General features: G+C 36.3%; 12 protein-coding genes. 5 read left to right on the top strand and 7 right to left on the bottom strand.

The features are described from left to right. Positions 1-101 precede the first annotated feature (101 nt). The 5 genes from B0M43_RS13350 to B0M43_RS13330 all read left to right on the top strand — a co-directional run bounded on the left by B0M43_RS13350 (position 102) and on the right by B0M43_RS13330 (position 7,197). Complete coding sequence (locus tag B0M43_RS13350; RefSeq protein WP_065447512.1) at positions 102-485, top strand: response regulator; 384 nt, start codon at positions 102-104, stop codon at positions 483-485. Positions 486-627: 142 nt separating this feature from the next. Further along, positions 628-3,906 carry a CheR family methyltransferase gene (locus tag B0M43_RS13345; protein WP_078008938.1) on the top strand — a complete coding sequence of 1,093 codons (3,279 nt, stop codon included), beginning with the start codon at positions 628-630 and terminating at the stop codon, positions 3,904-3,906. A 778-nt stretch (positions 3,907-4,684) separates the two neighbouring features. Continuing rightward, complete coding sequence (locus tag B0M43_RS13340) at positions 4,685-5,605, top strand: SDR family oxidoreductase (protein ID WP_168199998.1); 921 nt, start codon at positions 4,685-4,687, stop codon at positions 5,603-5,605. Positions 5,606-5,819: 214 nt separating this feature from the next. Further along, positions 5,820-6,539 (top strand): YqjF family protein, encoded by a 720-nt coding sequence (locus B0M43_RS13335; protein ID WP_078008940.1) that lies wholly within the window; start codon positions 5,820-5,822, stop codon positions 6,537-6,539. 370 nt (positions 6,540-6,909) lie between these two features. After that, the gene (locus B0M43_RS13330; RefSeq protein ID WP_123921861.1) at positions 6,910-7,197 is read left to right on the top strand and encodes a hypothetical protein; all 288 of its coding nucleotides are present in this window, start codon (positions 6,910-6,912) and stop codon (positions 7,195-7,197) included. An 85-nt stretch (positions 7,198-7,282) separates the two neighbouring features. Here B0M43_RS13330 and B0M43_RS13325 read toward each other — a convergent pair whose 3' ends face one another. The 7 genes from B0M43_RS13325 to B0M43_RS13295 form a co-directional block, all read right to left on the bottom strand. After that, complete coding sequence (locus B0M43_RS13325; RefSeq protein ID WP_078008941.1) at positions 7,283-9,178, bottom strand: hypothetical protein; 1,896 nt, start codon at positions 9,176-9,178, stop codon at positions 7,283-7,285. Then, the gene (locus B0M43_RS13320) at positions 9,179-10,936 is read right to left on the bottom strand and encodes an O-antigen ligase family protein (protein WP_078008942.1); all 1,758 of its coding nucleotides are present in this window, start codon (positions 10,934-10,936) and stop codon (positions 9,179-9,181) included. An 81-nt stretch (positions 10,937-11,017) separates the two neighbouring features. After that, positions 11,018-11,431, bottom strand: coding sequence for a PH domain-containing protein (locus tag B0M43_RS13315; protein ID WP_078008943.1), 414 nt, complete (start codon positions 11,429-11,431; stop codon positions 11,018-11,020). 1 nt (position 11,432) lies between these two features. After that, positions 11,433-12,752 carry a S41 family peptidase gene (locus B0M43_RS13310; protein WP_078008944.1) on the bottom strand — a complete coding sequence of 440 codons (1,320 nt, stop codon included), beginning with the start codon at positions 12,750-12,752 and terminating at the stop codon, positions 11,433-11,435. Between the two features lie 3 nt (positions 12,753-12,755). Beyond that, the gene (locus B0M43_RS13305; RefSeq protein ID WP_123921862.1) at positions 12,756-13,640 is read right to left on the bottom strand and encodes a hypothetical protein; all 885 of its coding nucleotides are present in this window, start codon (positions 13,638-13,640) and stop codon (positions 12,756-12,758) included. A gap of 15 nt (positions 13,641-13,655) precedes the next feature. Then, entirely contained in the window at positions 13,656-14,216 is a 561-nt protein-coding gene (locus B0M43_RS13300; protein ID WP_078008946.1) for an SdpA family antimicrobial peptide system protein, read from the bottom strand. Between the two features lie 73 nt (positions 14,217-14,289). Next, positions 14,290-15,072: a hypothetical protein gene (locus B0M43_RS13295; RefSeq protein ID WP_078008947.1), complete on the bottom strand. Its 783-nt coding sequence runs from the start codon at positions 15,070-15,072 to the stop codon at positions 14,290-14,292. Positions 15,073-15,140 lie beyond the last annotated feature (68 nt).

Below are 15,140 nucleotides of genomic sequence, written 5' to 3'. Positions count from 1 at the left end.
TTCTAATTTGCAAACCAAAATTCAAACATCAATACCACTTACCATAAAATCTAAATTTCATATTTAATTAAAAAAAGCAACCCCACTTTAAAACAAACATTATGAAATATAAAAACATTCTGCAAATTGATGATGATTATGATGACTGCGATTTCTTTTTTGAGGCACTTGCCGAAGTTTCATCTGCCGCATATACTGCTATTCATAATCCTGTAAATGCTTTAAAGCAGCTTACTGACAAGCAAATAAATCCTGATGTTATATTCTTAGATATCAATATGCCCGTTATGAATGGTATCGAGGTGCTGACTGAGATCAAAAGAAAAGAAAATATAAGACACATTCCAATAATCATATTTTCAACCTCCATACCATCTGAAATAAAAACCATTTTAAAAAATCTGGGGGCCGAGGATTATTACACAAAACCAAATGATTTTAATATGCTTAAAAAACTTTTAAAAAATTTATTATTTAAAAAATAATGACTGACAACTTTCAGGTTTAAAGTTTCTGCCATCTTTAAAAAGCATGCTCTTTAACAATACCTTTATATTATCCATTTAAAAAAACATTTTTAAAAATTAAAAAAGACTTCTTACCTTTGATTAAACAACAGCATTCTTAATGAAACTTCCTGTAATAAAACCTGAAAAAACCGAACAAAATTTTCCTGTAGTAGGTATTGGAGCCTCCGCAGGAGGACTGGATGCTTTTAAGAAAGTACTTAAATCTATACCAGAGGATTCTGGAATGGCGTATGTAATTGTACAGCACCTATCGCCGGATCATCCCAGTAATCTGACCGAAATTCTCTCTCAAAGCACAACCATTCCTGTTCATGAAATTATTAATGATATTAATCTGGCTCCCAATCATATTTATATTATTCCCGAGAATAATAACCTCATTGCAGAAGATGGCCTTTTAAAACTTTACACCAGAACTCGTAATGATAGAAACAATAATATTATTGACACCTTTTTTGAATCTCTGGCCAATGTGCATAAAAGCTTTGCTATAGGCGTAATTCTATCAGGTACTGCCTTTGACGGCACGAACGGTTTCAAGAAAATAAAGGAATCTGGCGGTACAACTATTGCACAAGATCCCGACTCGGCAGCCTTTAAGGGAATGCCTCAAAATGCCATTGATGCAGATGTAGTAGATTATATTCTGGCTCCCGAACTTATAGCCCCGCAATTATTACAGATAAAGAAAAATTACACAACCAATCATGCCTTTAGCGACGAGGAACATATACCAAAAAATGAAGAGGAAATCCTTTATCAAATTTTAAACCTTGTTTTTTTAAGAACCGGAAATGACTTTAGCCATTATAAACAACCTACAATCAGAAGGCGCATTGCCAGACGAATGGTTATTGTCCGCAGAGAATCATTTGAAGACTATTTTAATTTTATTAGAAATGATAAGGCTGAACAGGACTTGTTATTTAATGATTTTTTAATACCTGTTACCTATTTTTTCAGGGATTCCAAGTTTTTTGAGTCCTTACCCCATATTGTTTTTCCGTCATTAATACAAAATACAGTCAATAATACACTGCGTATCTGGATTGCAGGATGTGCCACCGGCGAAGAAGCCTATTCTATAGCAATATCCCTGCATGAATATCTTTCTGATAAGAATAATAAAGATATTAAAGTGCAGATTTTTGCCTCGGATATATCTGAAAAATGTATCACCAAAGCCCGTACAGCAATTTATTCGGCACAGGATGTACAGCATGTTTCTGCGGCAAGGCTGCAAAATTATTTTACTAAACGCGATGGGCATTATCACATTAATAAAGCGGTTCGTGACATGTGCATTTTTGCCGTCCATAACTTTATCAAAGACCCCCCATTTGCCCGAATTGATCTGGTTTCCTGTCGAAATGTACTGATATATTTTGATCCCTTTTTACAAAATAAAGTATTGAGCTCTTTTCATTATTCCTTAAAAGAAAAAGGAATTCTGTTTTTAGGCAAATCTGAAACGACCACAAATGCACAAAATTTATTTGAGCCTATTGGTAAAAACGAAAAAATATATGTTCGCAAATTTGCTGCCGGACGCTATGTGCCTGAAGCTTTTAAGCCCGCTAATATAAATGCGCGCGAGAAAGTCAATTTAAAGGATAAAAAGAATACTCCTGAAACAGACTTTAGAAAAATTGCATCTGATCTATTATTTTTGAAATATACTCCTGCAAGTGTCATCATAAATGAACATCTTGAGATTGTTCATTTTCATGGAGATACAAGTTTCTTTTTATTGCCATCACCGGGAAAGCCCAATTTTAATGTTTTGAAAATGGCTCGTGAAGGAATTAGTTTTGAACTCCGTAATGCTATTTTAAAAGTAAAAAAAGACCACAAGAACGTGGCAAAAGATAATATTGTAGTAAAAGACCAACCTTACCTGGCTTCTTTTGAAGTAGTTGTTATACCCAATGATGATGAGCATATTTTGGTTCTTTTTTATAAAAAACCGCTTCCCGATTTCGATCCTGATAAAGCAAACTCGAAAGGATCTGATAAGCAGCGTATAATCGAACTTGAAAATGAACTCTCACAGCTTCGTGAAGATATTAAACGAGTAACGGAAGAACAGCAGACAGCATTTGAAGAACTTCAGACTACAAATGAAGAACTATTAAGCAGCAGTGAGGAATTGCAGGCCATGAATGAAGAATTAGAAACCTCTACAGAAGAACTTCAGTCCAATAACGAAGAATTGATGTGTGTCAACGATGAATTAATGGATCGTCAGGATCAATTAACCTCGATAAGAAATTATTCAGAATCTGTTTTTAAAACTATTCGGGAGCCTTTGGTGATTATCGACAGGGACTTTTTTGTTAAAAGTGCTAATCCATCATTCTACAAATACTTTCAAACCACTGAAAAAGAAACAGAAGGTCATTCTTTTTTTGAAATCGGAGACTGCCAATGGGATATTCCGGATTTTAAAGAGCTGATCTTTAAAATGGTTGGCGAGAAAACGGAGATTGAAGATTTTAAGGTCGAGACAATGTGCAAAGGTATTGGTAAAAAAATCATGATGGTAAATGCACGAAGGGTTTTAAATGCCAAACCTGCAGGAATGATTTTACTGGCTCTCGAAGACATTACTGATCTTATTGCTGCAAATGAACTTTTAACGATCAAAAATTCTCAACTTCAGACCTATAACGAACAGCTTGAGACATTTAGTTCTGCGGCAAGTCATGATTTACAGGAACCTCTTCGCAAAATTCATATGTTTTGTAAGCGGATTATCGATAATGAGCAAAATTTAAGCGAATCCAGCAGGCATAATCTGGAACGTATGCTATTTGCTGTCACCAATATGAGCCAGCTAATTGCTGATCTTATTGATTATTCGCGTATCAATTTTATAGAAAAAGAATATAAAAAAACAGATCTAAATATACTTTTAAAAAAAATTATTGCAGATCTAAAAGACACCATTTTAGAGACGGGCGCTATTATAACGATTTCTCCATTACCACAATTAAATATAATACCTCACCAAATACAGCAGCTTTTTACTAATTTAATCCTTAACTCTATCAAATACACCAAAGAAGGAATTACGCCTGACATAAAAATTGAGACCAAACAGCCTTCAACAGAAGAAATATTGGAAATTGGCGGTAATAAAGATATTAATTATGTAAAAATTCTGGTAAGAGATAATGGTATTGGTTTTAGCGAGGAATTTGAATCAAAAATTTTTGATCCCTTTTACCGATTGCACAACCATGACCAATATCAGGGCAGTGGACTTGGACTTACCTTATCTAAAAAGATTGTATTAAACCATAATGGTTATATAACTGTTAGGAGCAAAGTAAATGAAGGAACAACTTTCTTTATTTATTTGCCATTATCCTAAACAAGTACAAAAGATATCAGCGATGGTATCTTTTTTGCATTTTATAAAATAAATGTTCATGGTCGTTTTCCTTTAGCATTTTGAATCAAAATCTATTTTTCTTCCATGTATAATGCTTTATTTATTTTTAAATAAAAACCTCTGTATCGCTTACATTTGACGATGAAAAATTCAAAAAACAGTGATGATTGACGTTTCTCAGGAACAATCCTTCACAATTGGCAACATATTGTTTTCATTGGTGCTGGAATGTGAAGCAGCGGATTCTTTTGATGGTCATCGTTCGCTTATTGCAGTTATTAGGAAATAAATTGCCGCTATAATATGGTTAAATTTCATAAATCAATATAAAAAATTAGTTGATGTATTTCAGCATTTACACCGTTACAACTGCGCTAACGGGTGCTCTTCTACTAGGGAGGATTTTTTATCCAAAAAACAGTAAATCCTTTAACTACCAAAGAATATAATTTGTATCCTTAAAAAATGACATAACATGTTTTCTCATGTCTTTATTTAAACAAGAAGCTCTTTGGGATTTTTTATAATCGACTTTATAGTTTATCTGAGTATCTTTTTATAACAAAATCTAATAATTCTATAAAATGTTTTCTTAGCACGTTTTTATATTTGACTCATTATCAACAAATAGTAATTAAAATCACTTTTTTTAGTACCGTAAAATTGAATTATTATGAAAACTGAAAACACGATATCGCGCCGCTCCGCGCTTACTGGTATGGGAGCTGTATTGGCAACTGCATCAATAAATCCTATAATGGCAAATGCATTAAACTCGAATGAAATTTATATTTCGAATGGGACGGAAGATCCAAATACCAAATATCCACGACCTCCCTTTAAAGAACAGTCTCAGCCTTGGCCGGGTCTTGTCAGTAAAATGAATCCCAGACCAGACAATGGAGAAAAAAGCTATGAGGGAACCGGAAGACTAAAAGGACGCAAGGCACTTATCACAGGTGGTGATTCCGGAATGGGGAGAGCTGCTGCAATTGCTTACGCCCGAGAAGGCGCTGATGTGGCTATAAATTATTATCCTACTGAGGAAGAAGATGCCAGAGAAGTGATCCAATTAATAAAAGCAGAGGGACGTAAAGCTGTTGCAATTCCCGGTGATTTACGAGATGAGGCATTTTGTAAATCACTTGTAGACCAAGCTGCAAAAGCACTTGACGGACTTGATATTGTAGTAAACAATGCTGCAAGGCAGCAAACACACGCATCAATATTAGACATCACGACCGAAGAATTTGACTGGACAATGAAAACCAATATATACGCACCATTCTGGATTATCAAAGCTGCCCTGGCCTATCTTAAGCCCGGAGTTTCTATAATAGGAACAAGTTCGGTACAAGCCTATGCTCCTACTGAGGATCTTTACGATTATGCTCAGACTAAAGCTGCCACGACCAACTATATTAAGTCTCTCGCCAAACAGTTGGCTCCAAAAGGAATCAGGGTCAATGGTGTTGCTCCCGGACCGATATGGACTGCCCTTCAGGTGAGCGGAGGGGCCACTATGGAAAAACTAAAAGAATTTGGTTCACAAACCCCAATGGGAAGACCCGGACAGCCAGCCGAACTAGCTTCTATCTATGTACAGCTAGCCGCCAATGATGCGAGCTACGCGACCGGCCAGATCTATGGCTCCAGCGGAGGTGAAGGTAATCCATAATAGTAAAAAAATAACAAAGGTAAGTTACAAAGCGATGGGTCGCTCAAGCTAATAGTCCACAAAACGGATTTATAGTTCTGATTGGTTTGACCAATACCAATGTTAACGGAGTATATTATTATACTTGCCATCGTGTCAATATAAACAAACGGACAAGGATGTGATCATGATTGTCTTTGCTATTAATTTATTCTGATCCTTATAATTGCCCGATATGAAAAATCCAGATAAAATATTAACAAATATTCATAACAGACAATATCCGCTGCCAAAGAAGAAATGGAAATATTTTCAGCAATGGCATAAAACCATTTTCTTACATTGGGAAGTACCGGTATACTTTTTAGAAGAATATATTCCAGAGGGAATTGAATTGGATACTTATCAAAACATGGCGTGGGTTTCTCTGGTCGCTTTTGAAGTAAAAAACATGAGATTGAGAAACCTTCCTCCTTTCCCTTTTATATCTAATTTTAAGGAAGTAAACCTAAGAACTTATGTCATTAAAGATGATAAACCCGGTATTTATATGTTTTCAATTGAAACAGACAAACTAGCTGAAGTCTTACTTACACGAATATTTATTGGGCTTCCCTACCAAAAGTCTAAAATAAAGAGAACATCAAGTCGGTTTGTTTCTCATAATAAAACGCTAAAACAAAGCCTGGATCTTACAATTGGAAAAATCAGGCCTCAAAAAGAAAAAACGACATTAGACTTCTGGCTTACTGAAAGACATGCTCTGTATGATTATATGTCCAATAAACTCTTCAGATTTGATATACATCATACACAATGGGACCTGCAGGAATTGGATGTTACTGTAAATAATATTTGTTACAAAGCAGGAAAATATAGTGCCAGCATACTACCTGACAAAGTTCAATATGCAGAAAAGCTTGATGTGGTTTTATGGGGGAAGGTTGCCATCTAGCATAAAATAAATCCCAGGATCTATTAAGTATGCAAATAAAAAATCCTTCGGTTGTGCCTACTTGTGCTGCGAGACTACGTTTATAAATAATAGAAAAAATGCGGTTTTTCAGATTTTCAAAATAAGACGGCAATTAAAGAGTCGAGATAAAAAGAATAAAAACTAATTAATTTTAAAAAAAACTGTACCATGAAATTAGAAGATAAAAAAATCCGGAGATTTAAATCTCAGTGTTATGGAATAATCAGCCCCTTTATTATATACATTTCCAATCGGAGATCAGCCCAGAATATTTAAAATTATTTAAATAACAACCAAATTTCCTTATCTTTATTCAAAGCTATTATGTTATCATCTAAACTAGTACATCTTGGAGAAATCATCGGTTTATCTTCACAGCATACTGCAGAAACTTGCCGGGAGTTTTCCCGGGACCTGCCCATTGGAAGAGCTCACAGCAGTCGTCATTCCCCCTTATAATGTCCTTAGAACATTTGCAGAGAATATGTCTGCCCAAAGGCAAAACCAGGCAAAAATACTCGATGCGCTGATCGCGCTGGAGGATCAGGGCTACATTGTACTTGATCGGTCTACGGACCAAAGTTCGATCACCATCAAAGGCCTGATCAAAATAAACCATACGGTATTGTGCAATTAACCTGCGCGGAAAAATCCGGGAACTGCCATTGACTATACTCACTTTTTTGCCTCAACTGAGAATAAGGATTTCAAGGAGCTTTCTTTTAATTGTCGGAACCAGGCCATCGCTGTCTGTTATTGCCATCTGCCACAAAAATATGCTCCTCATTTCCGGAAGTTTTGTTTCTTAGCCATAATAGAGAATTAGCTGGTACATTTTTATAGTTCAGCACAGTATCCGAAGCTACTTTTCTTCCAAGTGTTTTCCATTCCCTGTCCCAATAGAATAATTCATATTTATCGCCCACATTAATATGATTATTATCGTTTCTTATCTGAAAATCTATTGCCGTAACTCTTTGAGGGGCTTTAAATTCAAGGCCCAGAGCAAAATCTTTACCGCCAGAAAAGGACAAGGGGTCATCATCAAAGGCACCATTTTCCCACTTAAAGTCCCGATTGTTTTGCTTTATGACAGAACCTTGCAGTTTTTTTTCCCTATCATAAAAAGACAGTTTTGCAAGATATGTTTCTTTTCCGTTAGAGTAAAATCGGACATACTTAAATTTTTTATGCGATTTTAAAGAAACAGCCTTTATTTGCGTACTGTTAAAATTTGATACTGTGTATAATGTTGCGGCATCACTGAAATCGGAATGGTTGGCTCCTTGAATCACAGCTCCATTTATATTTTTGATCCATTCTTTAATCCTCCTGTTTCTAGGGCTACTTAATCTGCATTTTCTTGTCAGTATGATAGATTTAAATACAGTCTTGCATGGTTTGTAGTAATGTATCCGCCTTTTGCTATCAAGAAAAAATGGATAATTTATCGGCTGATTTCCATTTTTATCCTGATTAGCCGCAAGATACATCACATTAACTCCGGCCTGATGGAATTTGAAATTTCCGTCTTTAAACGTACCCGCAGAAATAGGATACCATTTTTCATCTACATCAAATACGCATAGCACCGGACCAGAATGATTGTTTTTCAACGAACTGGGAATAATAATATCGGCAACAGGTACATATTCTGAGGTCACATCCTTTGTAAAAGGTGAGAATCTATTTTTGCCATTAAAAGCAAATGTCTCCCTTGATATTTTAGGTATGCTCTCAGTGAGATACAGCGATTTTAAATTGATTTTTCCTGCCACGTCGGTAGAATATTCTTCATTGCCATATTTTACGTAAAGCCATGAATGTCCCAAAGAAGGGTGATTGCCCCAATGGGGAGTCATATCTTTGGCGCTGACGATGCCCACCGCCCTAAAGGCATTTACCAGATAATTTACACCATCATCGCACAGGCCAAATCTTGTCTTTTCCATCTGGCTGACACTTAAAGTCTGGGGGTAAAAATCCCTAATCTCTTGAACTATCTCAAAATGAAATTCTGCTGCAACGGAATCAACTACGGATTGCAGTGAAGCGCCAGCTTCAAGATTTCGATTTACCCATGAATATTTTTTTCTTAAACTGTCTCGTACACTAGACTCCACTGGTTCATCACTGCTTTTATATGGCAGGATATAATTACAGAAATCATCAAATGACGCTCTTTTATTTCCGGGAATTCTGCTCCATGCTTCAAAGGACAAGTCAATATTGTGCATTAAAAACTGGGAGCTTACATTATTCACATCAGGAATCAATTCCGGGGCTGCCAAAGGGCTGCTTTGTGAAGCTGTGCTTAAAATACTTCTGAAGATTTTTTTCCTCGTGTCATTAAGAGGGCACTTTGCAATGCTGTCAAAGGCAGGCTCGAAGCCAGGCAAAGGCTTATAAGAATAGTGGTAAGCCATGTTTTCTATAAGAAAAACTGCTGCTTTATATTTTAAGCTGTCGGCACGATGACGTTTGTAGCGGTCCAACACTACTTTCAACTCCTCACTGTTGCCGGACGCCAGATTTAATGCAATATCTATTTTTTCAGGCTCTTGTTTGCATGAGAACAACGCCAGTACCAGTAAAAAGACCAGATTGATTTTTTTCATTTATTTAGTTGCGTTTGGTTTTACTTCATTCTTTAAACCTAATTTTAATTCTTCCCTCATCAATATCACATCGGCATTTACAATTTTCGGCTTTATATCTAAAATTTTTCTGGCTAGGGAATCGCCCTTAAGCCTTTCGCCACGTGCGTAAAAAAGTTTTGCTAAAGCATATTTTGGATAAATCTTGGAGGGTGAGATATGGACAAGATAATCTAAGTCCTTCTGTGCCTTTTCAAACTGATCCAATTCAAAATGAACCTGAAAAAGAAGATGGTATAAAGCCGGCGAATTGAGCCATGCGCTGCTGCTTTCGCAAACAATTGCAGCTTTTTTGTACTGATTGCTTTGAATTAAAAATGCACTGTACTGATAGATATAAGAGTCCGAATAAAGAAGCACATCATAAGCATCCTTTAAACGAATACTATAATCATTACGTCTTTTATCCCTGATATCCATATGTGCATTAAAAAACATAATCCTATTGAAACTGAAATATAGCGTAAAACAGATAAGAACAGGTAGCACAGCGTATTTCTGCGTGCCAAACTTAAAATAAGAATAGGGCTTTATCTCTTTTGAAAGCAGTGCAAGGGCAATAAAAAAAAAGCATCCGAGAGGGAAATAGCGTAAAACAGACCAGCCAAAAAAAAGAGGAAGGTAGGAAAGCAATGCCGCATTGTAAAAATGCGCATTTGAAGTCCTGCCTGCGTAGCAAAAGAGAGACCCTAAAACCATACAAAACAAAATTATTCCCGTAAGCCCCATCTCAACGCCAAACTGCAAAAATTCGTTAAAAGCAGATTCACAGTATTCCGCCAGAGAAGACTCTTTATCAGATCCGGCATCGCTTGAGAAATAGTGGGACTGGTAATTATTGTACTCAAAGGCAAATTGGCCAAACCCATAGCCGAAAAATAAATTCTCGGGAATCATAGCCATGCACTTTTTCCAGATAAAAATTCTGCCCAGTGAGGAATCCCTCTTTACTATAGTGGCCGTTGCTAAAATGGCAGCAAAAAAAAATAATGCCACAGTCATTCTAATTCTTATTGACTTTTTAATTTCAGGCCATACTATAAATGCTGCAAAAGATAAAATCATAGAAAGGACTGCCGATCTCGATTCTAAGAAGAATAGCAGCAGTACGATCCAAAGAAAAGGGCCGGCAATTTGAAGTGCTGTAGCTTTTATGCTTTTGTTTTCAGATGGATTTATATAATACGGAAGCAGAACCGAAATGCTTGCAGCTGTAAAACCCGGATGGCCATAACTGCCTCCGATCGCATAATGTGGATTCAGATTGATAATAGCTCTCGTGAACTGCAATATGCAATATAGGGATTCAATGGTGATAATTAAAACCGCGACATACCGCAGATAGGAAAAAAGCGAAGATTGTGTTCCATTCCAAGTGCGGATTAAAAAGTATACTAAAAAAACAGCTGAGAAGTCGATGAATTCACTGTTAAAAAAATAATATCCCAGAATGAGGTTGTTTGCGGATATGTATCCGTAGAACAGCGCAACAACAGTATCAATCAAATTAATCCCAAGCGATTTTCCCGAAAAAATTAAAACCACAAGCTGAATTGGAGCCAATATTAGGGTAGCAAAGGAAATGTAGGGTTGAATATCTGGTAAATTTGGAATGAAATAGCCAAGATTTAAATGCGACAGGACAATGCATCCAAGTGCCGCAACTCCAATAAGATTCCGATTTGCTAAAGCTGTTATTCTATTAATTGATAAATTCATGAATAATTTAGAAAATATATGATTGCGTTTTGCCGGTTGCTCATAATTCAAGAAATGATACCCGCATTTCCAACAGAGCCTCTAATTTTTATTTCGATATTCTACTACTATATCTGGATTTATTCTTGTCAGATCGTTTATAAAATCCCTTTTCTCTCTGGGAGAGATTAATATTTCCCCCCCACGATACGTTATTCGCAGCCTGTCTAACGAAGCGGCCGGAGAACTTAATGGATTATAGGTTTCTGAAATTTTTTGAATGCCGCTGATAATAATAGATTTATCGATAAAAAAACCACATTTTATTCTAAGGCTGTCCTTGTCAACCGTATATCCTGTGGTGGAAAACATATGCACTATAAATGCAATGGCCACTATGGCTATCAGTACCATGCTCGCCTTTTTTGAATGGGCGCCATTGTATAGCATCCAGCCGAATATGACAGCAAGGGGAATTGCAAGTTCAAGTCCAATTTTTGATTTGTATGTTTTCATTTTACTTTCTTTTAAAGTTAAAGCTGTTTTCTTTTATTGCAAATGGAATCATTTCATTGCTATAAAGCATCTGTTCAATCGGGGTCTTTCTGTTCTGGTCTTTTCCGGCAGGAAAAGCTCCATTTTGATAATGATAAAGGGCCGCCGCAATGCAGTTTTCATTCTGGTCAAAGTCATTTGACACATCATCGCCTAAATCAAAATCAGGAAGAAAACCCTGCCCTTCCAATGATTCGTCATTCGCATTAAAGGTTTTAAAGGAAACCGGAGCCAAAATGTAGTCGTGAAAACTTACCGTATACATCCCTACCAATTTGCCATGTGTCTCCTTTCCTATTAAGACGGTATTGATATACGGCTTTAAGGAATTTATAAGCATTTCACTTGAAGAAGCAGTGTTTTGGCTCACTATGAAATAAATTGTCTTTAAATCCAGCCTTTGATCAGATGGCGTGAAAAAAGTGGTGGAATTGAATACACTATAATTTGCATTATGTTTGATCTTATACATTGTTTTCCCAACCCCTGCTTTGGGCACGAGCATATTGGCCAGATATTCCATAACACTGGTCAAGCCTCCTCCATTGTATCTTAAATCAATAATAAGCCCATCAATGGAGTTCGATCTAAAATCATCAAAAATTTCAGGAAGCCTATCCTTGGTGGAACTTATAAAGGTGCTTATATTTAAATATCCTACTTTTTTCTTTCCTGATTCAAAATATTTTGGGTCAGCTACAGCCTCAATCACATAATAGGACCTTGAAAGAGTGTTTTTTTGCTCAATTCCCGATACCGGATCCAGATAAGATAATTGGAGCTCGCTGCTTTCTGTTATTTCTCGCGAAAGCTCGGCACTGTTTGAAACTTCTGCCTTAATGCCATTAATGGTTAAGATCTGAAGCCCCCTGCGTAGTTTGCTTTTTGCTGCCGAAGAGTTTTCCTGTACCAGTGCAACTCTTAAATCCTTTTTGCCAATAAATTTAAAAACTGCTCCAAAGTCAACTGTGTTTCCCTGCAAAAGATTATTCCAAGTTTCTTTTTCTATTGCAAAACTCCATTTATCTACCGGAATGCCAGCCTGATTCTTAGGACTGTATTTTCGAAATTCGATCAGCAGATCAACGGGGTTCGCAAAGCGCGAGGGATCGAATTCTTTACTTTCTGCAATTTCAGAGTTCCATAAATAAAGTTCTTTTGCGATAGTGAAGCTGCTGTCCGCGCTATTGCTTTCAATATCCTTCCCATTTTGAACATCATTATCTTTAGTACAGGAGCTTAAAAAAAGGCAAACTATCAAAAGTTTTATAATTTTTCTCATAATTTAATTTTGAAGTATAACTTTCTTGAGCTTTTTATTAGAAAAGCCGAAAAGCCTTCTAAAATCAATCGATTGGTCAGCAGGCAGCAGGTATATAATCAGCCCTCCCACCATTGCCATGTAAAAAGAAGCCAGGCCATGAATAATCCATATCATAAAGTGAAATGCAAAAGCAAAGTAAAAAAGGTTTTTCTTAAATTTTGCTGAGCTCAGTATGGCTCCAGCCAATAATACTTCCAAAAGCAGAACAGACCAGGTTATAGCTATATAGACAATCTTATAATCGATAAAAGGGTTTAAAATTTCATGTATAAACTCGTTTGCCCCAAAAGGGTGGTGGTTATACCAGTAATAGAAAACTGAACCATTTCTCCATTCGGCAACTTTAAATTTTTCCACAAATGAGAAAAAATATAGGATGCATATCTGAAGCTGGATCATCAATATGCATGAATAGCTGAACTGGCCAAAAAAATCAGATCTCCTATAGCTAAAAAAATCATGGTCGTCCCAATGATTAATCCTTTTGTCAAACAAGGTAACAGGAATTAAGAGAATCAATATAATCTGAGATATCTGATCGCCCCCCTCCACCAAAAGCGAAAATGTGGAAAAACTGTACACTACCCATGCATGGAGCATCCCTGTAATCTGCGGGAGATATCCTGACATCACCCACAGGAGAATGATAATGCTGATTATCTGCGAATACAGCAGGCCGCTCTCTCCGAAAATGTAGAAAAAGTTAGGCAGGGTTCCAGAGGGCTTCACAAGAAAAATATCTTTATCAAAATAAAGGTTAAAATCGGTAAGGGAAAAAGTAGCCAGATTTCCTGCCGCTATTACTGTACGGGCTAATCCATAAGTGTTGTTAAATACGTTTTTCATAAAATCCATAATGATTTAGCTGGCTGCTTTGAATTGTTTTTTTAGTGTAATTGACGTTGGGGAATAGACAAACTTTATGCGGGCAACAAGATAGGGCCTATACTGCTCCTGCTTTTTATTGATCCATTCAAAAGGAACTATTTTATACTGGTAGATGACAAACTCTTTATTGAGGGAATAAAATCTAGGTTTGAAAGGAATTTTGACCAAAGTGGCTTTGCCCTGAAATTTTTTACAAACCATTCCAATTTCATTTTTGTATGCCGCCTTAGGTATGCATGCCCCCAATTTGCCGAGTTCATATCCTATATACCTTGATTTCCTTGAGAAACCAAATAAATTATCTTGGGAAAAGTTATTTACTGTAACCAGCTTCAATGTTTTTCCTTGCAGTTCATATACGTCTATGGTCGCATCTTTTGGGTCCTTGGTAAAAAATCCCCAGCCTTGCGGAAAAAGTGTGGATATGGTTTTCTGAGTTTTATAATTTAAAATTGGATAGCTTGAATTATTAGAAGAAAGTAAGATTAATAAAACTATAAAAATCCAAAATGCAGAGATTATGATTTTGTTCATAAGATGAATGATTGAAAAAAAATAAAGTATGCTGGCTTCATACTTTTACTGCAGAAGCCAGCAGCTATCATATCTAATTGTAGTCTAAGAGCCCGTGGTTGGATCCCAACTTAGCGGCAAGCTCTTCTATCAGCACATTTCCAACTGAATTTTGGCTTTTAACCCCTCCCCAGTATTCATTCAGGTTAACAACGTAATTAACAGCGACAGCAAGTGTTACGCCTGCTACAACTAATACTATTATGCAGAAGCCTAAAGATGGGGCGCATGCTATTTTATAGTTTTCATCATCCAGATCGATTTCATATTTATTTTTCATGAGAGATTTGAATTTTGCCATTCCTTCAGGGGTGTTTACATCAATATTCTTAAACTCATCGTCTGTGATATCCACTTTCTTTGATTTAAGCTGATCTGAAAGCTTGAAAAAGCTGGCATATTTGGAATTGTACCCCCCAGCCTTTAGCATCTTAGCTGCATTTGCCATTGCCAGCTGTATTGCATAATAATTTTTTGATTCCATCTGGGCTTTAAAATTTTTGAAAAAATCAGGATCTAAAACATGTATAGATTTAATGATTTCTTCAGAGAATTCAAGCTGAAATTCCTGGACTTCTTTATTGGCCGCCATTGCCGACTGCGACTTCTCATATTCTGCCTTTAAGGCCTCAATATGATCAGGGAGCTCTCCCTGCAAAAAGAAAAGACCTTTAAAAATCTCTTCCCCTGAGTAGTTAAGTCCTGCCGCCTGGTCACTGTCATTGCTTTGGCAACCATAGTTGATAAAGAAAAGGAATACCGGCAAGACCAGTGCTACCTTAAGCAGGTTTTTGATAAAACGTGATTTTTTTTCCATAAAAATTTATTTTAGTTAATGATTAGCACCTTTTCTAAAAAAGGTTTTTAAAATTATTCAATGATAGA

Origin of the sequence: Flavobacterium sp. KBS0721 (assembly GCF_002007065.3) — a bacterium.
GTDB classification, from domain to species: domain Bacteria; phylum Bacteroidota; class Bacteroidia; order Flavobacteriales; family Flavobacteriaceae; genus Flavobacterium; species Flavobacterium piscis.
This window is presented reverse-complemented; position numbering and strand designations above follow the sequence as displayed.